Below are 25,535 nucleotides of genomic sequence, written 5' to 3'. Positions count from 1 at the left end.
TAGTGATTTTGATATGCTGTATTTAATGAAATTTTATTGTTTAAATAACCTGTGGTGTTTTGTATGCATCTTTTTTTATTAATTGTATTGTTATTTGTTTCTGTTGCGTTAGTTTCTATTATTATTTTTCAACCTAGTCCAGGAAATGAATTATCGTCCACCACTAGCGATTATTCTTCTCAGTTATTTACAGAGGGGTCTAAAAATACCGCCTCAATATATATAATATTTTTTTTATTAATGTTATTTTTAATTATTAATTTATTGTTATCTAATTTTAAGAGTTTAATGAATTTTTATTCAGGTGTTTAAAAATGAACACAAGGTGTTTTGTATAATATAGTAAATATAAAATGTATCAATATTATTGATAAAATTTTTATTTTAAATAATCCTGTTTTTTTTGTTTATTTTTTTATTTCTTTATTTCTTTTTATTTACTATACTATAGTTGCCATGATTATATTAAAGCTTTAGCCGAAGTGGTGAAATTGGTAGACACGCTATCTTGAGGAGGTAGTACTTAATGATAATAAGTATACGGGTTCGATTCCCGTCTTCGGTATAAATTATGTTTCTTTTTTCTTTCTTTTTTCGATTTCTTTATATTGCATGTATATGTATTAAAACAGCTATTTAATATTTCAACCCCGAATATTTCGGGGTTTTTTGTTGTTATATTTTTGTAAATATATTTATATAATTTAGTAGTATTTATGATTAAATATTTAATATTTTTTTTTTAAAAAAAAAAATTTCTTTTTTCTTTGAATTCTTTAGGTGGCTAATATATCCATGTTAATTTAAGGATAACTGATATGAATAAAGAAATATTGTCTGTAGTAGATGCTGTATCGCATGAAAAATCTATTTCAAGAGAAAAAATTTTTGAAGCTTTAGAGAGCGCTTTGGCCATTGCTACTAAAAAAAAATATAATCAAGATATTAATATTAGAGTATGTATAAATCGTAAAAATGGTAGTTTTAATACATATCGGCGATGGTTAGTTGTAAATGTAGTATGTAACCCTACAAAAGAAATAACATTAGAAGCTGCTCGATTTGAAGATAATGCTATCCAACTCTATGATTACATAGAAGATCGTATTAGTTCTGTAACTTTTGACCGAATTGCTACTCAAATAGCTAAACAAGTTATTATACAAAAAGTTAGAGAAGCAGAGCGAGAAATGGTGCTTGATCAATTTTATAAAAAAAGAGGCCGAATTATAGCGGGTATTGTCAAAAAGATTAATAGAGATTATACTATTTTAGATATTGGAAATAATATTGATGGTATCATCATGCGCGATGATATGTTACCGAGAGAAAATTTTAGAATTAATGATAGGGTTCGGGGTATCTTGTATAAGGTATCTTATGAAACTCATGGAGCTCAATTATTTATTAGTCGATCTAAATCAGATATGCTAGTAGAGTTATTTCGGATTGAAGTTCCTGAAATTGGAGAAAAATTAATAGAAATTAAAGCTATTGCTCGTGATCCGGGTTCTCGGTCTAAAATAGCTGTTACTACTTACGACGGGAGAATTGATCCTATAGGGGCTTGCGTTGGCATGAGGGGAGCTCGCGTTCAAGCTGTTTCCAACGAATTGTGTGGAGAGAGAATAGACGTTATTCTATGGGATAAGAATCCAGAAAAGTTTGTAAGCAATTCTATGGCTCCAGCAGATGTGTCATCAATTGTTTTAGATGATTTTAATCATATAATTAATGTAGAAGTTAAAACGTGTAATTTAGCTCAAGCTATTGGTCGAAACGGACAAAATGTACGCTTAGCATCTCAATTAACCGGTTGGGAATTAAATATAATGACTTCTGAGTTTGTAGTTCAGGCAAAGAAGACAGAAAAAAATAATTTTTTTGGTATTTTGAAGGATAAATTGCGCCTTACTGAAAATGATATTTCATTATTAATATATTCGGGTTTTTCTTCTGCTCAATCGATAGTTGAAGCTTCTATGCAAGAATTATTATCTATTAGAGGAATTAAACGAAACGTTATTTTAGAGCTTCGCAAACAAGCTATATCTCTTTTAAGCAAGAAGCAAGAAAAATCTAATAAAGTATTTCAAAAACATTGCCTAAATTCCGAATTATTTCGTTTAAAAAATATTAACGAAATTGTCATTCAAGAATTAACAGAAAAAAAAATATATACTTTAGAGCGCTTAGCGGAACAGAGTATTGATGATTTAAATGATATTGCTATATTAACATCTTCTCAGGCTGGCCGTTTAATTATGGAGGCCCGTAATATTTGCTGGTTTCATAATGCTAAATAAAGGGGGTTATAATGAAAAACATGATAAATGTTCTATTAAGTTTTTTACAAAACGTTAAAGATTTTTTTGGAAAATTTTTATAATTTTTGTTCAATAGACCATATGTAATATGATTTATACAAACATATCGTTTTTATTAAAACGATATCGTTGTAAGAAATAAAGCAATTTTTTAAAAAAAAATATTAATCATGGTATATGTATCCTAATATTTTTATATATTTGTGAAATTATTTAATTAAAAAATTTTTAAGCAATCTTTATTAACCAGTATTTCAATTATATTTAACAACATTAATATTTATTTAAAAGCAATTTTAAAATAAAAGAGATAATTCTACCAGTGAAATTTAAAAAAATCAGAGATAAAAATAATAAATCATTATTAATGTCAAATAAAAAAAAGGAGATTGTTTATAAAGATAAAATATTGACAAATAAGTTAGATATAAAGTCTCCTGGCGCCAATTTTATAGTGCGAAAAAAAAATCAGAAACCGGTTAATCAGGTTTTAAAAAAAAAAATAAATAATAAGATTTCTGAAACCCGTTTATTAAATAAAAAAAAAAAATTAATGCACCAAAACACTGAATCTAATAGTCTTGCCCCCAACGATAAGAAAAAAGCATACTATGATTATAGCTCATCTAATTTTAAAAAAAGCTTTATTAATCGTAAAAAGCCTACTAAGCTAGTTAATTCTCAGAAGAATAATAAAAAAAACCGTTTCTATTCAGCTAAAGGTTTGCATAAACGCTCGTCTGGAGATAATAAAAAATTTAATTCTCATTCTTTGCATCGCTCTGTTTTACAACAAAAGTTTAATAAACCGCCCAAAAAATTAAATAAAAAAATTATTATAGGTGATTTTATTTCAGTTCTAGATTTATCTAGCAAAATGTCTGTAAAAAGCTCTGCAGTTATTAATAATTTACTAAATTTAGGTGTTTCTGCTACTAGCACTCACATATTAGATCAAGATACTGCTCAGTTAGTCGCAGAGGAAATGGGCCATGAAGTATTAATATATCGTGAAAATGAATTAGAAATTTCTATCATGAAAAATCGAAATTCTGGTAATCTAAAATTAGAAAAAAGACCTCCTGTAGTAACTATGATGGGTCATGTAGACCATGGAAAAACATCATTGTTGGATCGTATTCGAGCTACAGCCGTTGCCTCAAGAGAAAGTGGGGGCATTACTCAGCGTATTGGCGCATATCATGTTAATACCGCTCATGGCAGGATAACATTTTTGGATACCCCTGGACACTCTGCGTTTACTTCTATGAGATCTAGAGGGACACAGATTACAGATATAGTAGTTTTAGTGATAGCTGCTGATGACGGAGTAATGCAGCAAACTATAGAAGCAATTCAACATGCAAAACAAGCTAATGTTCCGATTATTGTGGCTATTAATAAAATAGATAAATCGGATGCTAACGTTAGTAATATAAAAACAGAATTAGTAAAACACTCTATTATCTCTGAAGAATTAGGAGGAGAAAATATCTTTGTACCGGTATCAGCAAAAACAGGGAAAGGTGTTGATAATTTATTATCAACAATTTTGTTACAATCTGAAATATTAGAACTAAAATCTTCATATGACAATATGGCTTCTGGAACCGTAATTGAATCTCTATTGGACAACCAGCGCGGTCCGGTGGCTACTGTATTAATACGAGAAGGTACCTTGCGTTTGAATGATATTGTCATTTGTGGCTTAGAATATGGAAAAATTAAATTAATGCGTAATGAATTTAGTGAAAATATTTTATTTGCTACCCCTTCTCTTCCTGTAGAAATATTTGGTTTATCTGGAGTTCCAAAAAATGGTGATACACTAGTAGTAGTTCATAATGAAAAAAAAGCTAAAGAAGTATCGTTATATCGAAAAAGAAAATTTCGAGATCTTCAGTTTTCGAATCAAAAGAAAATGAATGTAGAGAATTTATTTAATGATATTAATGTTACGAAAGAATCAGATGTAAATATTATTTTAAAAGCAGATGTCCAAGGATCCTTAGAAGCTATATTAGGTTCATTGACCGGACTGTCTAACTCGAATTCTCAAGTTAGCATCATTATGTCTGGCGTTGGTGCTATTACTGAAACTGATGCATATTTGAGCTCTACAAGCTGTTCTATCTTAATAGGATTTAATGTCAGAGCTACTCCTTCTGCAAAAAAAATTATAGAATTAGAAAGTTTGGACGTACGATACTATTCGATAATATATGATTTAATTAATGATATCAAGGCAGTAGTATCGGGTTTATTAACTCCTACTCATAAACAACAGATTTTAGGGTTAGCCGAAGTAAGAAGTATATTTAAATCTCCAAAATTTGGTTTAATAGCTGGATGTATGGTGATGGATGGAATCATTAGAAAAACTAATCCAATACGAGTTTTAAGAAATAGTGTTGTAATTTATGAAGGCGAATTAGAGTCTTTGCGCAGATTTAAGGAAGATGTTTTAGAGGTCCGTAACGGAGTAGAATGTGGTATTGGTGTAAAAAACTATAATGATGTTCAAATTGGAGATATAATTGAATTATTTCAAATAATTACATAATTTATTATAATGCTTTAAAGATATACACGATCGATTTCATTGTGCATATATATAAATATATTGATTATTTAATAGGAAATAATATGCTGAAAAAGCTTTATCGTGCTAATAGATTAGAACGCAGCCTACATAAAGAAATTGCGGTTATTATTCGACACTATTTAAAAGATCCTCGATTAAATGCTTTAATCACTGTTTCTGAAGTAAAAGTATCATCAGATTTAGGGTATGCGAAAATATTTATAACTTTTTTAAATCACGAAGATGTTGATTATATTAAATTAGTGTTAGGAATACTACATAATTCTTCAGGATTTATTCGTGCGCAACTTAATCAACACATATATCTTCGGATTGTCCCTAAGTTACTTTTTATTCACGATATTTCCTTTATTAAAGGAATGAAGATTTCAAGGCTTATTCATAGTAGTAGAAAAAAATAGAGCGCACGATAAACTGGTGGCCATCGTTATATTGTATATTATACAGGTTAATGTATGGATGATAGAAATTATAATAGTTATAACGGAATATTATTATTAGATAAACCGAAAGGTATTTCCTCTAACGGCGCGTTACAGCAAGTAAAAAATATCTTTTTGGCCAAGAAAGCTGGATATACTGGCTCGTTAGATCCGTTAGCTACAGGAATGCTCCCTATTTTGTTTGGAAAGGTAACAAAATTTTCTAAATATTTAACAAATTCTATAAAAAAATATCATGTTATAGCTAAGCTAGGAGAAGTTACGACTACAGGAGATGCTTCAGGTCAAATCCTATATACTCGTTCTATACAGTTGCACATCAGCGAAATTATTAAAATTTTAAATACTTTTTTAGGAAAAATACAGCAAGTTCCTCCCATGTTTTCGGCTATAAAATATCAAGGGATCCCTTTATATAAATATGCTCGATTAGGTATATGTATCCCGAGAAGTTCAAGAAACGTAATCATTTATCAGTTGAACTGTATTCAGTTTATCAGTGGTTTTTTAGAGTTAACAGTGATATGTTCTAAGGGGACATATATTCGTAGTTTAGTAGAAGATATTGGAAAAAAGTTAACTTGCGGGGCTCACGTTGTTTTTTTACGTCGCTTAAAAGTAGGTTCTTATAATTCATCCCAATTAGTTACATTTTCTGATTTATATTTTGTAGAAAATAAAAATATACATCAAATTCATAAATTTTATCTCCCGAACATGCTGAGTGCATTTTTGCTTCCGGTGAGTTCTTTTTTTCTAGAGTGCCCTCAAATAAAATTGAATAATGTAGAAGCTAAAAGTTTTAAAAAAAATTTAAGTATTTTTTTATGTTATGCGCTTAAAGCTAGTGTAGTTCGAGTTGTTACTGGAAAAAAAAATACATTTTTGGGAATTGGAAAAATAAATGAATTATGTTTTTTAATTCCGGAGTGTATTTTTAATTTATGAAGTATTATATTGCATTCCATGCATTTAACTGTTTTATTTTCAATAAACTAATATATAGAGTATATTTATGTTAAAACATGAATTAGACACTAAGAATTTAATTCTTAAATACGGAAAATCTAATCTCAACAGTGGGCATTCATTTGTACAAATTGCGCTGTTAACCAGAAAGATTAACTACTTACAAAAACACTTTATTTCTCATAAAGAAGATCATTGCGGGCGAAAGGGATTGTTAAAAATGGTTTCTCGTCGTAGAAAGTTATTAGATTACATAAAATCTAAAGAATATCACAATTATCTTTTTTTAATTAAAAAATTAGGTTTACGTCATTAAGTAATTAGATTATCGTTTTTAATCAAATAATTTTTTTAATAAAAAAGTATAATCTTATGCATAAAAAGAGCTATTTTTTTTAGCTCTTTTCTTGGCTTTTTCTATGTCAAAGGTACATAATGTATTTTATTTTAACGAAATGATATTATTTTGAGATTTTGTATCAAGTGATAATTGTCATTTTTTTAAATTTTTTATTTTTTAAGGATATTAATTTTGTTAAAACCAAGTATACACAAGTTCAGATATGGTCAACACTCAATTGTTTTGGAGACCGGTGTTATAGCTAGACAAGCTACTGCTTCAGTTTTGGCGAGCATGGACGATACAACTGTATTGGTTACAATTGTTAGCGATAACGCGGTCACGACCGGGCAAAAATTTTTTCCCTTAGTAGTTAATTATCAGGAACGTACATATGCTGCCGGCAGAATTCCTGGTGGTTTTTTCCGACGAGAAGGCAGGCCGAATGAAAATGAAATTTTGACGTCTAGACTAATAGACAGGCCCATACGCCCTTTATTTCCTAAAGATTTTTTAAATGAAGTTCAAATTATTGCAACCGTAATTTCAGTAAACCCTCAGATTAATCCAGATATTATTTCTATTATAGGGGCATCGGCAGCTTTATCTTTATCTGGACTACCTTTTTTAGGTCCTATAGGCGCCGCGCGTGTTGGGTTATTAAACAACAAATATATTTTAAACCCTTCTACTGATATAATGAAAAAAAGTTGTTTAGATTTAATAGTATCAGGAACTAAAGAAAACATTTTAATGGTGGAAGCAGAAGCAGATATTTTATCAGAAGAAGAAATTCTCAATGCAATTTTATTTGGCCATGAGCATCAAAAATCTTTAATTGATAATATTTATTTATTTTCTAAAATAGCGAACAAAGTTCCTAATATCTGTTCTTCAATGTATAAACCCGATAAAACTTTATACTCTTTAGTATCTAAAAAAATTGGAAAGGATATTAATTTAGCATATCACATTTTTTCTAAAAAAGAGAGATTAAAAAAAATAAGCGATATTAAACAACAAATTATAACAGATTTATTAAGCAAAGATAGCTCTTTAACAATTTCCCAAATTGAAGAGAGTATCTTTTTTTTAGAACGAAATATTGTACGAAAACGTATTTTAAAGGGTAGATTACGAATTGACGGTCGAATGAATCATATAATTAGACCCATCGATGTTAGAACTGGCATTTTGCCGCGTGTTCATGGGTCTGCATTATTTACTCGAGGAGAAACTCAAGCCCTGGTCTCGGCTACTTTAGGGACATCTCGAGATGCTCAAAATTTAGACGATCTTCTAGGAGATAGAACTGATAACTTTTTATTTCATTATAATTTTCCCCCTTATTCTGTTGGAGAAATCGGAATTGTTGGTTCGCCGAAAAGAAGAGAGATTGGTCATGGAAAATTAGCTAAACGTAGTTTTTTAGCAGTTATGCCAAATATCGATGAATTTCCATATACTATTCGCTTAGTTTCAGAAATAACAGAATCTAATGGTTCATCTTCTATGGCTTCTGTTTGCGGCGCATCTTTGGCCTTAATGGATGCAGGCGTACCGATTAAATCAGCTATTGCTGGAATTGCTATGGGGTTAATTAAAGAACATGATACTTATGTTATTTTATCAGATATTTTAGGGGATGAAGATTATCTCGGTGATATGGATTTTAAAGTATCAGGTAGTAGAATTGGCATTACTGCCTTGCAAATGGATATCAAAATTCCTGGAATTACTAGTGAAATCATTGAAGCTTCTTTAGATCAAGCTAAATTAGCAAGATTAAAAATTTTAGATATTATGGAAACCGCATTGCAAATTCCTAGAAGTGATATCTCAAAATTTGCTCCAAGAATATATACTATAAAAATTAATCCTGAAAAAATCAAGGATGTTATAGGAAAGGGCGGTTCTGTTATTAGAATGTTAACCGAAGAAACGGGCACTGTTATTGAAATTAAAGATGACGGAATAGTTAAAATTTCTTCTACTATTGGGGAAAAGGCTAAAAATGCAATTCGTAGAATTAAACAAATTACAGAAGAGATACAGATCGGAAAAGTATATTCGGGAAAAGTAACCCGCGTTTTAGATTTCGGGGCTTTTGTTGCTATTGGATCAGGTAAGGAGGGGTTAATACATATTTCTCAGATTTCGCACAAAAGAGTGGATAAAGTAGTGAATCATTTGCGAGTGGATCAAGCAATTTTTGTAAGGGTGTTAGATATTGATAGACAAGGGCGTATTCGTTTAAGTATGAAAGATATTTAGATAAGTAGATATATGTTATTTGAGTTTATGGGTTTTTATTTGACATAAATATATGGACTATCTTATTTTTTTATTTTATTGTATAATTAAATTTTACTAATTTTTGCAACTATTAAATATTTAAAAATTTTGTATTAAAAGAATTTATTTTCCTAAAAATATATATACATTCAATTTAGCCGGTTTATGCTCTTTAATGAAAATAAGTAAAAATTTTCTTATTGAGTTGTGTAGTAGACTGGCCGTTATTGCAACATAAGAGGCTTATACTCTGCATGGCTCAAAACTATAACTCTTTTTCTTTTTTCGATCTTAATTCCTGTTTAATAAAATCTTTAGAAGGATTAGGATATGTAAAACCCTCTCCCATTCAATCTGCATGTATTCCTGATTTGTTATTAGGAAAAGATGTTTTAGGTATGGCTCAAACGGGAAGCGGAAAAACCGCTGCTTTTGCTTTACCTTTATTGAATAATATTGAAGTTTCTTTAAAACGTTCTCAGATTTTAGTTTTAGTTCCTACTCGCGAATTAGCTATACAAGTCGCTAAATCTTTTTCTGATTTTTCTAAATATCTATTTGGAATACAGGTGTTAGCGCTATACGGGGGTCAAAGATATGAAATTCAGCTTCAAGCCCTGCGAAAAGGACCTCAAATCATTGTAGGTACTCCGGGTCGATTATTAGATCACTTGAAAAGAAATACGCTGAGTTTAACTCATTTAAAAAGCCTAGTACTAGATGAAGCTGATGAAATGTTGCGCATGGGTTTTATAGAAGACGTCGAGACTATTATGTCCAAAATTCCTAAAACACATCAAACAGCATTATTTTCAGCTACCATGCCAGAAGCTATTCGAAGAATATCTAAGCGTTTTATGAGCTCTCCAAAAGAAGTTAAAATACAGTCTACCGGTAATACGCGTCCTGACATACAACAAAGTTATTGGATAGTGCGAGGGAAAAAGACTGATGCTTTAATTCGATTTTTAGAAGTAGAAGATTTTTCTGCAACCATTATTTTTGTTCGAACAAAAAGCGCTACTTTGGAAGTGTCTGAGGCATTAGAAAAAAATGGATACAACAGTTCTGCTCTAAACGGTGACATGAATCAGGTACTGAGAGAACAAACTCTAGAGCGATTAAAAAATGGTCAATTAGATGTATTAATTGCAACAGATGTAGCAGCTAGAGGCTTGGATGTAGATAGGATTAGCTTTGTCATTAACTATGATATTCCCATGGACGCAGAGTCTTATGTTCATCGTATCGGAAGAACTGGTCGAGCAGGAAGAACTGGTCGAGCCTTGTTGTTTGTGGAATATCGTGAACGTAGATTATTAAGAAATATTGAAAGAGTCATTCAACACTCTATTCCGGAAGTGCAGTTGCCAAAATCTGAAGTACTAGCAGAATATAGGTTGAAAAGTTTCTCCAAAAAAGTACAAGATGCGTTAAATAGTTCTGATTTATATTTATATCAGTCCTTATTATTAAAATTAAATTTAATTGATGGTTGGGATTTTGAAAAACTTTCTGCAGCCTTATTAAAGTTAGCTCAAGGCGAGCGCCCGCTAATTATACCCTCTGATAAAAAATACCCTGTTCTTTCTTTTCATGGCAGAAATAATCCGTCTTGGAGTAATAAAAATAGATTTATAAAACAAACTAACTCTCGATCTATTTATAATCGTAAGAAACTGGAAGATTTTCAAGTATTTCGCATTGAAGTGGGTCGCAGTGATGGAGTGGAGGTGCGTCATATTGTAGGAGCCATCGCTAATGAAGGAGATATTAGTAGCCGCTTGATTGGTAATATTCGCTTATTTTCGAATTATTCTACTATAGAGCTCCCAAAGAGTCATTCCAAGCGCTTGTTAGTACGATTATTAAATACACGAATTTTAAATAAAGCGATTAATATCAAAATTATTCCTATAAGCGCGTCTTTAGAGAGAAATAGAAAGAAAAGCGCTCGAAAATATCAAAATTATAAGAATAAGTAATTTCTCTATTTTCTAGAGAAACTGGATGCTTATTAAAATACGATTTTATATATTATGCCACTCAGTGGCATATGTTGTTATTATAATATTGCAGCAATAGCTTCAATTTCTATATCTACCTTTTTGGGTAATGCGGATATACCTATACATGATCTTGCGGGATATTTTAGAGTATATTTGTTAAAAAACTCTTGATAAGATAAATTAATTTCATTTAATTGGTTTATTTTTGTTGTAAAAATAGTTATCTTGACAATATTTCTTATATGTAAATTACTTTTTTTTAATAAAACGCGAATATTATTTAACGCCAAACTTGTTTGTTCGTATAGATTATCAGGGATAACGCCAGTCCTGTGATATATAGGAATTTGACCGGAAATAAAAAATAAATTATTTACCTGAATAATAGGTGAATAAGGTCCAAATGTTTTATTTAAAATATATTTTTTCTTGAGCACGTGATTTCCTAATATTTTGTATATTTTTGTAATAAAAATATATTATTTTATATTTTTTGTGAATAAAAATAGTATATTTTTATTCTATTTGTTAAAAGAATTTTTGTTTAGATAAACATGACACTAATAATGCTTTAATACTATGTAATCGATTTTCGGACTGCTGAAAACTAAGATTTATATGGGAATTAAATACCTCGCTACTAATCTCTAGTCCATTATTTAAATTAAATTTATTACATATTTTTAATCCTACAATAGATTTTTTGTTATGTAGAGCTGGTAAACAATGTAATATTTTTATATTGGGATTATTTGTCATGTCTAACATTTTTTTATTAACTTGATACGGATAAAGATCATGTATTTTTTTTTCCCATCGTTCTTCTTTTTCTCCCATAGAAACCCATACGTCTGTATAAATAAAATCAACGTTTTGAACGCCTTGTTGAATATTTTCAGTATATTTAATGTTATTTTTTTGAGTAGTATTAATATCATTTTTTAAAAAAATATTTTTTTTAGGCCAGTATAACTTAGGGGCCACAATATTAACTTGTAAACCAGTAATATTTGATGCTTCTACTAAAGTATTACATATATTATTTTGCGCATCACCGACATAAGCGCATTTAATTTTTTTTAACGGAACATCCGGATAGGTTTCTTTTATTGTAATCAAATCTGCTAATATTTGAGTAGGATGAAAAGTATTGGTTAGTCCGTTCCATACAGGTACTTTTGCATATCTATTAAAATCTTCGAGCACTCGATCAGAAAAACCTCGATATTGTATTCCGTCGTATAATTTTCCCAATACTTTAGCTGAATCTTTTATTGATTCCTTGTATCCTATATGTGTATCGTTTGGGCCCAAATAGGTGGTGTTGGCTCCTTGATCGTAAGCAGCTATTTCAAATGCACACCTAGTGCGGGTAGATTGTTTTTCAAAAATTAATGCTATATTTATTTTTTTAAGATATTGTTTTTCCATTTTTCTTTCTTTTTTTTTTTTAAACAATTGTGACAATTTTACCAAATAAATGATTTCTTTTTTTGTAAAGCTAGATAGATTTAGACAGCTTTTTTTATATAATGTTTTCATGTGTTTCTCTTATATATATTTTTTTATTTGCATAATGGGTAATATGCAGCGATATGTACAATTTATTTTGTAAAAGTGTTTTTGTTTATTATTCTGATATATACATATTATATGTATAATTGCTTATGAATATCAAAAATTAATAATATTAATTTAATTATGAATATTTATGAATACCTGAAAAATTTAGATTTTAAATATTTTTTTGGTTTATATTATGAATCTTTAATTGTTTTATTACACACTTTTTCTTATACAGAGAAAAAATCTGAATACGTAAAAAATGGGTTTATATTTTAGTATAAATTTTAATTTTTAAGGGCTTTTTTGCATAGATTATTTAGAACGCGGTTTTTTTTAATTTTTTTCTTTTGGCGCCAAAGCGAAAAAAATAGTTTTTTTTTACTAATTAATGATAAACTAACAATTTATTAATTTATATATATAGATAATTTTATTAAAAAAAGATAAAAAAAACGATTATCTTTCGAACGCTTATATTTTTAAGTTTTAACACCACGAAAGTATGATAAAAGACAATGCTTGAGCATAGATATACGAGTTTGTTGAGTATAGCTATACTGATAAATTTAAGAATTATTTCATTGTAACCATTTTTCTTATGTTAGTTTTAAAGTATATTTTTTTAATCGTATGGCACGGCTAGAGTAAATTATAATAACCGTTATTATGCTATAATATTTGATAGATATCAAAATCATAATTGAATGATATATATTATATAAACATTTATTCGATTGATTGATGTAACTAGGCAAGCGGGTATAATATATAAAATAATATTTTATTGTTAGCGCTATTCTAACTATATAGTAAATTTTTTAGAAATATACATATATCTAAATTTATATATTTAATGAAAACATATATTTCAGTTCACTCCTGTTTACTTTTTTTGATATTAGTAGTTAATATTAACACAGTGTTATTAATAAAATAAAGTTTTTATTTTAAAAAATTATTTATTTTTCTTGATAGCAGTTAAATAACTGGGATAGAAATTTCTATATTATTTTATATTTATAATGTAGTGTAAAATACATGTTTTTATTAGTTTTTAACATATAAAAATTTTTATTTTTTTAAAAATAAATGAGCGATGTGATTATAGAGATTATGGAAAAACATTATAATTTTCAATTAATAGAAAAAAAAATACAAAAATACTTAAAAAAAAATGAATTTTTTTTTCATTCTGAAAGAAAAATATCTTCTGATAGTTTTTGCGTTATGGTTCCGCCTCCCAATATAACCGGTTATTTGCATATGGGTCATGCATTTCAGCAAACTATTATGGATGTTATAACGCGATATCATCGCATGCTTGGAAAAAATACATTATTACAAATGGGGACAGATCATGCTGGTATTGCGACACAAATGGTCGTAGAGCGTTATTTGTTAAGAAAAGAGGGTAAAGACAAAAATTCGTATTCCAGGAAAGAGTTTATAAACAAAATTTTCCATTGGAAAAAAAAATCTGAATTAATAATGTTTAAACAAATAAAAAGATTAGGACATTTAATTGACTGGAATTCTGTTCGGTTTACGCTAGATTCGAATTTTTCGGAAGCTGTAAAAAAAGTCTTTATCACGTTATATAGAGATGGACTAATTTATAGGCGTAAAAAATTAGTTCACTGGGATATACATTTTAGGACAGTTATTTCGGATCTCGAGGTAGAGAACAAAATTTGTCAAACAAATATGTGGTATATTCGGTACGCTTTTGTAGAGAAAAAATATAATCTATTAAATAAAGGCGGAGTGATTGTAGCTACTACTCGACCTGAAACTTTACTAGGGGATACTGCATTAGCTGTACATCCTGAGGATAGTCGATACTTAAAATATATCGGAAAGTATGTTTTAGTTCCTATATTAAATCGTATAATCCCTATTATTAGCGATGCTTCGATAGATATGTTGAAGGGAACGGGTTGTGTAAAAATTACACCAGCTCATGATTTTCATGATTATGATATTGGTCAGCGCAATAAGTTACCTATGATTAATATTTTTACAAGAGATGGCAAAATACGAAAAACCTTTAATATATTGGATTATAATGGAAAAAAGATATCTATTTTTGATAATCAAGTTCCAAAAAATTTACAAAATCATGATCGCTTGATTGCAAGAAAAAAAATTTTACTGATTTTAAAGGCTACAGGTTTTATTAAAAAAGTTATTAAGCATGAAGCTAGTGTTCCTCACGGAGATAGAAGTGGGGTTATTTTAGAGCCAATGCTAACTAATCAATGGTATTTAAATGCCAAAGCCTTATCCTCATTAGCAATTCAGGCAGTAAAAGAAAAAAAGATTATTTTTATACCGCATCAATATAAAAATATGTATTTAGCTTGGATGAATAATATTCAAGATTGGTGTATTTCGCGACAATTGTGGTGGGGGCATCGTATTCCGGTATGGTATGATATAAACAAAAACATTTATGTAGGAGAAAACGAACAGTCTATTCGCAAAGAGTATTCTTTAGATAGCAGTGTCGGCTTATACCAAGACCCCGACGTTTTAGACACTTGGTTTTCTTCGAGCTTATGGACGTTTGCTGGTTTAGGGTGGCCTGGTAATTCTGAAAAATTATTAACGTTTCATCCTACCGATGTTCTTGTTTGCGGATTTGACATTATTTTTTTTTGGATTGCTAGAATGGTTATGATTACTATGTATATGATCAAGGATAAAAACGGAAAACCCCAAATTCCCTTTAAAACTGTGTATATTACCGGATTGATACGAGACGAATCCGGAAAAAAGATGTCAAAGTCTTACGGAAATATTTTGGACCCCTTGGACATGATTAATGGCATTAGTTTATTAAAATTAATAAAAAAAAGAACAAAAAATTTAATTAACCCTGATGCACTCAATACTATTAGATTAAGTACTATAAAAAATTTTCCAGAGGGAATTTCTGCCCATAGCACAGACGCCTTGAGATATACTTTTTTATCTTTAGCATCTACAAGCAGGAATATTAACTGGGACATGAGTCGTTTACAAGGATACCAAAATTTCTGTAATAAAATTTGGAATGCGAGTCGTTTTGTTATTAAGCATATTAAAAAGAATGCTGGTCAAAATAATTATAGTCAAAATAATTACTTCAATACTTGCTTATTAGATAAATGGATTTTTAGTGAGTTAAATGATGTATGTAAAAAATATCATATAGCGATGAAGGTTTTTCGATTTGATAATTTGTCAGTTTTATTACACAAATTTATATGGCATAAATTTTGTGATCAATATTTAGAACTCATTAAGCCCATTTTAAAATATGGGAAAAATTATGAGATTCAATCCATTACATACACTCTATTTCATGTTCTGAGTATACTTCTATTATTGTTACATCCGATCATGCCGTTTATTACTATATATATTTGGAATTGTTTGCAAGCATTACAACCTATATATAAATCAATCATTGTTGTAAACTCTATTCCTCAATATAATAAATCGTTAAATAACGTGTATGCTACAAAGTGTATGAAATGGTTTCAAAAAATAATTTCTGTTCTACGCTGCATTCGAGTAGACACAAAAGTTTCATATAATGCTGTATTAAAAATATATATAAGAAATTTGTCTTATAAAAAAAGAGTATTTATTTTTGAAAACTATACAGTATTAAAAAAAATGGCTTATTTAGAAGAGATGGTAGAAATCAAGGAAATAGATCAAATTCCATCTTCTATTATTCGGATTATTGAGGATGTTGAAATATTTGTGGAAATTAGTTCTTTTTTAGACATTAACATAGAATTACAGCGTTTGAATAAAAGAATTCGATTATTAGAGCAATCCATTCAGCGTACAGGCAGCTTATTATGCAATAAACAATTCTTAATTCGTGCTCCTAAACATTTAATTTTAGAAAAAAAATCTCTTTTAAATAAAGATATATCTATTTTAGACAAGATTAATATTCAGAAAAAAGTTTTAGTAAAAAAAAATATTAATTGTTTAAAATAAAAACATTGATCAAGTTGTCGTATGTAACATATGTACATATATTTATATTCTCTACTAATATAAAACGGATTTCGCTTTATGTATAAAAAAACTCAATTAATTTCGAATACTTGTTTGGAGAATGTGTACTCTCACTACAGCTGCAAAAAGCGTATTGTTTTATCTTTTTATAAATATTTTATAATTTTAGATCCGAAAAAATTATGCTATTTAATAAAATTAAACTTAGAAAAAAAAAATATTTTAGGTCGCATTTATATTTCAGAAGAAGGGATCAACGCATTGATTAGCATCCCCTTTTTTGAATTTAGTTATATAAAGCATTTTTTTAAATGTATTCATATTAAAACTAAAAAAATGTATATGAATGCTTCTTTTGAAAATAAAAAAGAAACATTTTTTGATTTGAGGGTTAAGGTAAAAAAACAAATTATATCTAGTCAGATTAATAATTTTTATTTTAATAATAAAAAGCGTGGAATTTATTTGAATGCCTATTTAATTAACAAATATATTTTATATAAATCATGCGTTTTAGTGGATATGCGAAACAGTTACGAATATGAAATTGGGCATTTTTTTAACTCAATTACCGTTCCTGCTCAAACATTTCGAGAACAGTTAAAAAAAATTCCTAAATATCTACACCAATACAAAGAAAAAAAAGTTATTTTATATTGTACCGGTGGAATACGTTGTGAAAAAGCTACAGCTTTATTGCGTAACCATGGTTTTTCTCAGGTATACCATATATATGGCGGTATTTTATGTTATTTAACACAAGTAAAAAAATATAATTTGCGAAATTATTTCCAGGGAAAAGTTTTTGTTTTTGATGCTCGTTTAGCAAAAAAAGTTACCAATAAAATTTTTTCTAAATGCATAAGCTGTAATCAATTTACAGATAGAGTTCATATTAATTGTTTTAATAATTTTTGCCATCGCTTATTTATTCAATGCAAGGTATGTTCTATAAAATTCGATTCTTGTTGTAGCGAAAAGTGTCAAAAAAAATTATTTTTATAAAAACATTTTAGAACATATATAATATTCTTAAGTACATGCATGCTGAGATTTGATTAATCATTAGCTTAATATATATAAATATATTTATTGTTAATAATTTTTTTATTTTTTAATATATATCCAGGGTCATTATTGGCTTTTACATAATATTTACTGTTTATTTTTAACATAAATTGTATTGATAATTATATGGTTAATATTTTTTATAGATATTAAATATTTTTAACGAACTTTTATTACAAAATCGATTCCAATAAATATAAAAATTGATTTTTTAATTTTTTTAATTATCTGAATATAAATTTTTTGAATTAACTATACAGCTTTATGGTACGACTATTTAAATAGATCGTATAACTAAAATTATACATTATATATATTTATTTTACACGAAAGGAAGTAATTATGAAAACTGCTTCTATTTTTGATATTTATACAAAAAACAATTATGTAAATAAGCTAGTTACTATAAACGGATGGGTGAGAAGCAAAAGAACGTCAAAAATAGGAATATCTTTTTTAACTATATATGACGGTTCATCTGCTCATACAATTCAGGTAGTGGCTAAAAAATCTTTATTACAAAATTTTACTGAAATCACTAAATTAACTGCAGGTTGTTCTATTTCTGTCGAAGGTCAATTGTTGCTTTCTTACGGAAATTTTCAAATATATGAAATTAATGCACATAATATTGAGGTTTTAGGGTGGGTTGATCGTCCTGAATTATATCCTATATCAGCAAAAAAACATACTGTAGAATATATGAGGAATTTTCTTCATTTAAGACCCCGAACAAGGTTAATTAGTGTTGTTTCTAGAATTCGAAATACTGTTTTTTATTCTTTGAATCAATTTTTACAGAATCATAATTACTTGTGGGTATCTTCACCAATTATCACGAGCATTGATGCCGAAGGCGCCGGATCCATGTTTAAAGTATCTTTATTAGATACCAGTAATCATCTTCATGGAGAAAACAAAGGTGCAAAAAAAATAGATTTTTTTGGAAAAAAAGTATTCTTAACGGTTTCTGGTCAGTTGACATTAGAAGCTTATGCGTGCGCTTTGTCTAAGGTATATTCACTCGGTCCTACTTTTAGAGCTGAAAACTCTAATACAAAAAAACATTTATCAGAATTTTGGATGTTGGAAGTAGAAAAAGCTTTTGCTGATATTGATCAAATATCTAGTTTTTCTGAAAAATTATTAAAATATGTAATCAGTTATGTTTTAGATAACTGCCTTCCTGATTTGATTTTTTTGCAAAAAACGATTAACGTTAATCTTATATCTCGTTTGAATAAATTTTTATGCATGAAGTTTATACAAATTGAATATACTGAAGTTGTCAATATAATAAAAAAGAATGGAAATATTATTCAGGACAATATCTCTTGGGGAGAAGATTTATCTGCTCAGCAAGAAAAATATTTAATACATGATTATTTTAAATCCCCGATTGTGATTCGCAATTATCCAAAATTATTAAAAGCATTTTATATGCGTTTGAATAGTGATAATCAGACTGTATCTGCGTTTGATGTGCTTATTCCAAGAGTTGGTGAAATTATCGGAGGATCTGAAAGAGAAGATAGGATGAATTATTTAGATGCGCGAATGCGTGAAGTAAAGCTGCATAGGGAAAAATATAATTGGTATCGAGATTTACGTAGATATGGAACCGTTCCTCATGCTGGATTTGGGTTAGGAGTAGAGAGATTAATTTTATTTATTACTGGGGTTAAAAATATTCGAGAATCAATTCCTTATCCTAGAACTATTGGTAAGTCTGATTGTTAAAATATTTATTTTTATCAAATAAAATAAATATTTTTTTTATTTTTTTAGAAGTTTGCCTTGCCGGATAACATCTATACAATTTTATTGCCTGAATTTTATTTATGAACAAGCGTCTAGCTTAGAAAACATTATTTATTGATATCGTTTTCTATTTTATAAATATATATTTTTACGTTTATAAATATGGTGCTTTTTATTTTTATATTGATAAAAATATTTTTATGCCGAGAGTAAGTATTTCGAGTATCTTTCGGTATATGTAAATAATAATTTATTTTTCTACGCCTTCGTTAGACTCTAAAATGATTTAATAATTTAATTTTTGATTATATTTTTTGCAGCATGATGGAAATATAAAAAAAATATCAATCATATAACTTTTTGTTATATTGTAGGTTTTGGTTAAATGAGTAGTATTTATGGTTAAAAAAAATGATTTGAGCCTATAAATAGATTTACATATTTAAGGCTCTCTTAATTAGCGTAATGAATTTAATAATTAGTTATTCTTTGTTTTTGAAAAAATATTAAAATATAGTTAGTGAACTTGATTATAAAATTCTATACTTTTATTTTTTTGAAATATATAATATTTTTATATTAATAGCATTTACTTAATTATTTTTTATATTTTATTTAGAAGTTTTTTATGTTAAATAATTCAAAAAAATTTTTTTTTAGTATTTCTGAGAGATTATCAAGATCTATGTTTAAACATTTTTTAACAGTTTGAGCTATATAATATAATAAATAGGGCTGATTGTTAGTTCCTCGATACGGCTCAGGGGCGAGATACGGAGAATCTGTTTCTATTAATAATCTATCTAATGGAATAAATTTTATAACAGAACGTAATTCGTGTGATTTTTTAAATGTAATAATTCCGGAAAATGAAATATAAAATCCTAAATCTAATATTTTTTTTGCAAATTCTGTTGTTCCTGTAAACGAATGAATAATTCCGGTAGATAACTTATTTTTTTGGTTTTCTAGAGTATTTATAACTTCATTATCTGCATGTCTATTGTGTATAATTAATGGTTTCTTAGTAATTCTACTGATGCATATATGCTTTTCAAATAATGTTATTTGTTCGGTTTTTTTTTGTTGAGATCGATAGAAATCCAGCCCCGTTTCTCCAATCGCGATGACTTTTTTGTTTGTGGCAAGAGACTTAATATCTTGGATATCATTGATCAAGTGTGAATAACACGGATGTAGGCCGCAGGATAAAAAAATATTTCTATATGCGCTTGTAAGTTTGAATAAATCGTTAAAGTCTGATAAGGATGTAGAAACGGATAAGAATAATTTAACATGTTTTGAATATGCTTTATTTAAAATATTATTAATATTTATTTTTTTTTTAGCATTATATATACGATTAATATGGCAATGACTGTCAATTAAAAACATATTCTTGATCCTTATTGGTTTGGATAAAACGTTATTTTAATATTACATTTGCCCATGATAAAATTTGCTCAGTAAAAACTAACTTTTTATCAATATTAAATGCATGAGTTAATATTTTTTGGTAACTGATCCAAGTTAATAAATTATTTTTTAATGCATTGATACTATTTTTATTGGAAATTATCTTAATTAATTTTAAATTATCTATATTTCTGATTTTGCCTATGTAATTTGTTTTATATTTTATAGTATCTATTAACAAATAAAAAACCCACAAAACAACATTTTTTGTATTGTAACCGTATATAGATTTTAATAGATCAATATTTTTATGGTCAAAAATATATTTTTTTATTGCTTGCATAAATATATCTCTTTGTTTAAAGGTATTTTTATTTAGAAATTTATGCGCATTAATAGGAGAGTTATTATTCATTCGTAACGCAGTTAATAGCTGAAAAGAAAGAAAAGACTTATTCTTTTTTTTTAGCCAAATTAAATTGTTTTTTTCGCTTGGAGAGGGAATTAGATAAATAGTTGATCTACTTTTAATGGTATTATTGATTTGCAATATATTGTTTGTGCATAAAAAAAATATCGTATCATGTGGCGGTTCTTCTAAAGTTTTTAATATAGAATGACTCGCTTCTTGGGTGAGATTGTTCATTTCGGGAAAACAAACTATTTTTTTTCCACCTTGTTGTGAGGAATTATATAAGTTATTTAGAACGTTTCTAACTACGTCAATTCCAATATTTTTTTTTTTAGATAAATGATAGAGATTATATACATCTGGGTGATTATTTAAATCTATTAGCCTGCATGCGAGACAATGCCCGCAATTTTTATTTTTTTTTTTATTAGAACATAAAATCCATTTATAGATTTGTAAAATTAAGTTGGAAACGCCTATATCGTTATTGGATTGCATTAAAATGATTGGATGTAATTTTTTTTTTAAGTATTTTTCAATAATGTCATTATACTGATGTAATAGCCACGGATAGTTCTTCATATATAAGCTTTTATCTTTATTTATTAATTTTTTTTGTAATGTATATTACTAGATCTTGTATTGTTTTTATTGTTTCTTCTTCTATGTCGAATAACTCAATATTAAATTCTTCTTCTAACAGCATAATTAATTCTACGAAATCTAATGAATCAATTTTTAATTCTTTATGCAACCGGCTGCTTAAACAAATTGTTTTTTTTGTAGGGAACTGTTTTTGAATTATTCTTTTTACTCGATTAGTAATACTTTTCATTTTTTTCGTTTTCCATGATATTGAATAATAGTAGAAATTTATTATGAATACTGTAACATCATTATATACGGAAAGTTATGTGCTTGCAGAAGCATATATGCCGCCGTTAATATGAATATTTTGGCCAGTAATATAGGAAGATTTTTCTGATGACAAAAAAGATACAAGGTGAGAGACATCTTTGGTTTTTCCAAAGCGACCTACCGGTATTTTTTTCAAAATTTCCTTTTTTCGAGAAGATAGTATATTTTTAGTCATATTAGTTATAATATATCCGGGAGAAACAATATTCACTGTAATTCCTTTGGAAGCCACCTCTAACGCTAAAGATTTTGCAAAACCTATCAAACCAGATTTTGATGCTGAATAATTTGTTTGTCCCTTTTGCCCTATTTTTCCGGAGAGTGAGCTGATGACAATTATTCGGCCATATCTTTGTTTGATCATAGGCGGTAGGATGATTTTTGTAATATAAAATATAGCAGATAAATTAATGTCTATAACATTTGTCCATTCTTCGTCTTTCATTGTTACTAATAAATTATCATATATCACTCCAGCGTTATGAACAATAATATCAATAACTTTAAATTTATTAATTATCGATTTTATTTTTTTTTTAATTGTAGAGTTATGTATAAAGTTTATCAATACTCCAGTTCCGTTTGATTGAAATCTTTTTTTTATTTTGACCAACCCTTTTTTTGTAGTTGTTGTGCCTATGACGTATATTCCTAGATTTATTAAGTCTGTAGCAATTTTTTTACCGATGCCTCGATTAGCGCCCGTAATTAAAGCAATTTTTTTTTTCATAATTTTTTGATTATATCTACGATTAATGATAATTTTTTACTATGATCAGTAGAATATGATTGAATTGTTTTGTTTTTTTTATTTAGATTAGTTAATATTCTTCCGATTCCTATTTCAATAATTATTTTTTTTCTTAAAGAAATTATTTTTTTGATATTATCACTCCATCGTACTTTTTTATATATTTGTTTGACTAATGAATTATAGATATCTTTTTTTGAATATAGAAGGTTAGAATTATGATTGCTAATAATTGCATTTGTGCTTGAAGAAATATTTATTTTTTTTAAATAAAAAGAAAAGTGTTTTTTATATTTTTTCATCAATAAACAATGAGGTGCAATTAAGATAGGTAATCGAATAATTTTTGCAAAAAAAAGTTTTTTCAAAATAGTTCCAGCATAATGTACTGCTGAATAATGTCCCGTAATGACTATTTGTTTTTTTGAGTTAACAATAGAGATAAATACTTTTTTTTTGTAGTAGACACTGATGTGCAAATTCTTTTTACAATATTATAGTTTAATCCTAAAATTATTAAATTTAATATACGAATATTTTTAACTGCTAATAGCATAATTTGATTACGTATTTTAATTATTTTTAGAGCTTCTTGAAATAAAATATTATTATTGCAGACCAAAGCAGAATATTGGCCTAAGCTATGTCCACCCATAATACCGGGATTAATATCTATTTCTTTATTTAATGTCCTGTATATGGCAATTGATGAAATGAATATAATTAAATATATATTTTTTTTGTAATACAAAGGATCAGATGCATTAATTATAAAGTCTTTATATATGTTATTGTGTAATATGTCTGATGCTTCAGTAAATGTTTGGCGAATTATATTATGTTTTTTAAATAATGCTTCTAATACTTTTATGTTGTAAGTTCCTAATCCGGGAAAAATTATTGCAAATTGGTTCATATAATAATTGACCTATTAGCTTTTTTATAGCAGTATAATCGATAATATAGATAGATATCTTATTGGAATAGAACACATGTGTTTTTCACAATAAACACACATGCTTTTTTATATAGAGCATATAAGAGTTTGAAAATATGTACGAAATAAATAATTATTAACGTTAATGGAACTGAACAAAAAAACTTTTAGAGGGAAATAGAGTTTTTAAATATATACTTATGTATTTTTTAAAAATATTTTTAAAAAATAAAACGATGTACGAAATAGCTTATATATTTCACAACGAAATCATGTTAATTATTTATTCGAATATTCTTTTTCTACTTAATATCTTGTTCTGATCTTGCAAAGAATAACGATGTTTTTTTTCCTCTATAATATCCTTTTGCGGTAATGTGATGCCTGATATGTATTTCTTTTGAAGTTTTGTCTGTAGAAAATGTTTTTTGAATTAAGTGATCGTGCGATCGTCTCATTCCTCTTTTGGAGCGACTAGGTTTACTTTTTTGTACAGCCATTTTTTTTCCTATTATTAATATTAATATGTTTTTGTTCATCAATTAATTTAATTGTTTAGAACTAAAATAAATCTTTATATCACAATATAACATTATTTTTATAAACATACATATAATAATAATTATTTTTTTGAAAAAAATTTTAAGCAATTTTCAAATTTTTCATCTAAAGGAGCAATTATAGAAAATTTTTTATCATCTTTAGGGTGCGGAAAAGATATCTTATAAGCATGTAATAACAATCTATTATTTTTTTTTATAACATAATTGGTTTTTGTTTTTTTTTTTCCATATTTTTGATCAAAAAGAACTGGGTGTCCAAATTGTGAAGCATGTACTCTAATTTGATGAGTACGACCTGTAACAGGGATAATAGAGACAAGGGTAGTGTCGTAAAAATATTTTTTAACTAAAAAATGGGTCTTACAAGGTTTTCCGTCTTTATGCACATATACTTTTTTTTTTTGGTTTATATTACTTCCTATGAATAATGGAAGGGTTATTACTTTGTTTTTTTTTGACCAATGTCCTTGTAATAATGCTAAATATTCTTTCTTTATTTTCTTTAAATAGAAATTTTCATGCATTTTTTTTAAAATTGATCGTTTTTTTGCTAGAAGAAGTATTCCGGATGTTTCTTTATCAATACGATGAACTAATTCTAAAAATTTTAATTCTGGACGCATTGTTCTAAAAGTTTCTATTACACCATAGCTTATTCCGCTTCCTCCGTGTACGGCAATTCCGCAAGGCTTGTTAAAAACGATTAAATATTTATCTTCAAATAAAATGTTTTTTAAAAACAAATTAATAGTTAATCCGGTTAAATAAACTTTTTTTTTTTTATGTCTATATTAATAGAGTGTATAGTTATACAGTCGTTTCTCTGTAATTTATAGTATGGTTTGACTTTTTTTTTATTGATTTTTATTTTTCCAATTCGTAAGCTACGATATATCATGCTTTTTGGTAATTTTTTAAAATTCTTAAATAAAAAATTATCAATTCTTTGTTCTGACATGTGTTTTTGAATAGTGATTACTTTTTTAAGCGAATCATGAGTGCGCATATTACAGTCTCTGAAGTAAAAATAAATATTATGTTGGTATCTCGCATAATAAAGTATATTTTTATTATACTAGTTTTTATATCTGGAGGTCTAAGTATTAATTTTTAAAGTGACGTTAAGTTTAATTTT

The 25,535-nt window shown here is 27.6% G+C and carries 22 protein-coding genes and 1 tRNA gene; 12 read left to right on the top strand and 11 right to left on the bottom strand.

Annotation, left to right across the window (positions count from 1 at the left end):
- Window positions 1-63 precede the first annotated feature (63 nt).
- From secG to CINFORN2912_RS01180, 9 genes are all read left to right on the top strand, one after another.
- On the top strand, window positions 64-312 hold the full coding sequence (gene secG, locus CINFORN2912_RS01220; protein ID WP_075433936.1) for a preprotein translocase subunit SecG: 249 nt from the start codon (window positions 64-66) through the stop codon (window positions 310-312).
- 164 nt (window positions 313-476) lie between these two features.
- Window positions 477-565: transfer RNA gene (locus tag CINFORN2912_RS01215), tRNA-Leu, on the top strand.
- Window positions 566-818: 253 nt separating this feature from the next.
- Window positions 819-2,306, top strand: a complete 1,488-nt coding sequence (gene nusA, locus CINFORN2912_RS01210; protein ID WP_075433934.1) for a transcription termination factor NusA — start codon at window positions 819-821, stop codon at window positions 2,304-2,306.
- Between the two features lie 388 nt (window positions 2,307-2,694).
- Entirely contained in the window at window positions 2,695-4,890 is a 2,196-nt protein-coding gene (gene infB / locus CINFORN2912_RS01205) for a translation initiation factor IF-2 (protein ID WP_075434235.1), read from the top strand.
- A gap of 83 nt (window positions 4,891-4,973) precedes the next feature.
- Window positions 4,974-5,333 carry a 30S ribosome-binding factor RbfA gene (gene rbfA / locus CINFORN2912_RS01200; protein ID WP_075433931.1) on the top strand — a complete coding sequence of 120 codons (360 nt, stop codon included), beginning with the start codon at window positions 4,974-4,976 and terminating at the stop codon, window positions 5,331-5,333.
- A gap of 54 nt (window positions 5,334-5,387) precedes the next feature.
- On the top strand, window positions 5,388-6,323 hold the full coding sequence (truB, locus tag CINFORN2912_RS01195; protein WP_075433928.1) for a tRNA pseudouridine(55) synthase TruB: 936 nt from the start codon (window positions 5,388-5,390) through the stop codon (window positions 6,321-6,323).
- A gap of 67 nt (window positions 6,324-6,390) precedes the next feature.
- Window positions 6,391-6,660 carry a 30S ribosomal protein S15 gene (gene rpsO, locus CINFORN2912_RS01190; RefSeq protein WP_075433925.1) on the top strand — a complete coding sequence of 90 codons (270 nt, stop codon included), beginning with the start codon at window positions 6,391-6,393 and terminating at the stop codon, window positions 6,658-6,660.
- Between the two features lie 216 nt (window positions 6,661-6,876).
- Complete coding sequence (gene pnp, locus CINFORN2912_RS01185) at window positions 6,877-8,958, top strand: polyribonucleotide nucleotidyltransferase (RefSeq protein ID WP_075433922.1); 2,082 nt, start codon at window positions 6,877-6,879, stop codon at window positions 8,956-8,958.
- 275 nt (window positions 8,959-9,233) lie between these two features.
- Window positions 9,234-10,964, top strand: coding sequence for a DEAD/DEAH box helicase (locus CINFORN2912_RS01180; RefSeq protein WP_075433919.1), 1,731 nt, complete (start codon window positions 9,234-9,236; stop codon window positions 10,962-10,964).
- 80 nt (window positions 10,965-11,044) lie between these two features.
- Here the strand turns inward: CINFORN2912_RS01180 and CINFORN2912_RS01175 are convergent, their stop codons facing one another.
- Window positions 11,045-11,425, bottom strand: coding sequence for a RidA family protein (locus CINFORN2912_RS01175; RefSeq protein WP_244268594.1), 381 nt, complete (start codon window positions 11,423-11,425; stop codon window positions 11,045-11,047).
- Between the two features lie 91 nt (window positions 11,426-11,516).
- On the bottom strand, window positions 11,517-12,530 hold the full coding sequence (gene argF, locus CINFORN2912_RS01170) for an ornithine carbamoyltransferase (protein WP_075433913.1): 1,014 nt from the start codon (window positions 12,528-12,530) through the stop codon (window positions 11,517-11,519).
- Window positions 12,531-13,667: 1,137 nt separating this feature from the next.
- Between argF and CINFORN2912_RS01165 the strand changes: the two genes are divergently transcribed.
- From CINFORN2912_RS01165 to asnS, 3 genes are all read left to right on the top strand, one after another.
- Window positions 13,668-16,553: a valine--tRNA ligase gene (locus CINFORN2912_RS01165; RefSeq protein ID WP_075433911.1), complete on the top strand. Its 2,886-nt coding sequence runs from the start codon at window positions 13,668-13,670 to the stop codon at window positions 16,551-16,553.
- A gap of 78 nt (window positions 16,554-16,631) precedes the next feature.
- The gene (locus CINFORN2912_RS01160) at window positions 16,632-17,579 is read left to right on the top strand and encodes a rhodanese-related sulfurtransferase (RefSeq protein WP_075433908.1); all 948 of its coding nucleotides are present in this window, start codon (window positions 16,632-16,634) and stop codon (window positions 17,577-17,579) included.
- 405 nt (window positions 17,580-17,984) lie between these two features.
- Window positions 17,985-19,382: an asparagine--tRNA ligase gene (asnS, locus tag CINFORN2912_RS01155; protein WP_075433905.1), complete on the top strand. Its 1,398-nt coding sequence runs from the start codon at window positions 17,985-17,987 to the stop codon at window positions 19,380-19,382.
- A 636-nt stretch (window positions 19,383-20,018) separates the two neighbouring features.
- On the opposite strand, the gene CINFORN2912_RS01150 is transcribed toward asnS, so the two are convergent.
- The 9 genes from CINFORN2912_RS01150 to CINFORN2912_RS02125 form a co-directional block, all read right to left on the bottom strand.
- A complete protein-coding gene (locus CINFORN2912_RS01150) occupies window positions 20,019-20,798 on the bottom strand; it encodes a TatD family hydrolase (RefSeq protein ID WP_075433902.1) in 780 nt (259 codons plus the stop codon).
- A gap of 31 nt (window positions 20,799-20,829) precedes the next feature.
- Window positions 20,830-21,813, bottom strand: a complete 984-nt coding sequence (locus CINFORN2912_RS01145; protein ID WP_075433901.1) for a DNA polymerase III subunit delta' C-terminal domain-containing protein — start codon at window positions 21,811-21,813, stop codon at window positions 20,830-20,832.
- A gap of 16 nt (window positions 21,814-21,829) precedes the next feature.
- Window positions 21,830-22,066 (bottom strand): acyl carrier protein, encoded by a 237-nt coding sequence (locus tag CINFORN2912_RS01140; protein ID WP_075433900.1) that lies wholly within the window; start codon window positions 22,064-22,066, stop codon window positions 21,830-21,832.
- A 75-nt stretch (window positions 22,067-22,141) separates the two neighbouring features.
- The gene (gene fabG / locus CINFORN2912_RS01135; protein ID WP_075433899.1) at window positions 22,142-22,879 is read right to left on the bottom strand and encodes a 3-oxoacyl-ACP reductase FabG; all 738 of its coding nucleotides are present in this window, start codon (window positions 22,877-22,879) and stop codon (window positions 22,142-22,144) included.
- A complete protein-coding gene (locus tag CINFORN2912_RS01130; RefSeq protein ID WP_075433896.1) occupies window positions 22,876-23,268 on the bottom strand; it encodes a hypothetical protein in 393 nt (130 codons plus the stop codon). Before CINFORN2912_RS01130 ends, fabG begins: the two co-directional genes overlap by 4 nt.
- A gap of 44 nt (window positions 23,269-23,312) precedes the next feature.
- Complete coding sequence (locus tag CINFORN2912_RS01125) at window positions 23,313-23,816, bottom strand: ACP S-malonyltransferase (RefSeq protein WP_075433893.1); 504 nt, start codon at window positions 23,814-23,816, stop codon at window positions 23,313-23,315.
- Window positions 23,817-24,139: 323 nt separating this feature from the next.
- Entirely contained in the window at window positions 24,140-24,337 is a 198-nt protein-coding gene (rpmF, locus tag CINFORN2912_RS01120) for a 50S ribosomal protein L32 (protein ID WP_075433890.1), read from the bottom strand.
- Between the two features lie 122 nt (window positions 24,338-24,459).
- Window positions 24,460-25,143 (bottom strand): RluA family pseudouridine synthase, encoded by a 684-nt coding sequence (locus CINFORN2912_RS01115; RefSeq protein WP_244268593.1) that lies wholly within the window; start codon window positions 25,141-25,143, stop codon window positions 24,460-24,462.
- A gap of 17 nt (window positions 25,144-25,160) precedes the next feature.
- Complete coding sequence (locus tag CINFORN2912_RS02125; protein ID WP_244268592.1) at window positions 25,161-25,406, bottom strand: S4 domain-containing protein; 246 nt, start codon at window positions 25,404-25,406, stop codon at window positions 25,161-25,163.
- Window positions 25,407-25,535: the final 129 nt, after the last annotated feature.

Origin of the sequence: Buchnera aphidicola (assembly GCF_900128725.1) — a bacterium.
In the GTDB taxonomy this organism is placed as follows: Bacteria; Pseudomonadota; Gammaproteobacteria; order Enterobacterales; family Enterobacteriaceae; genus Buchnera_F; species Buchnera_F aphidicola_K.
The sequence above is the reverse complement of the archived record's forward strand: the minus strand, read 5'-3'. Positions and strand labels throughout refer to the sequence as shown.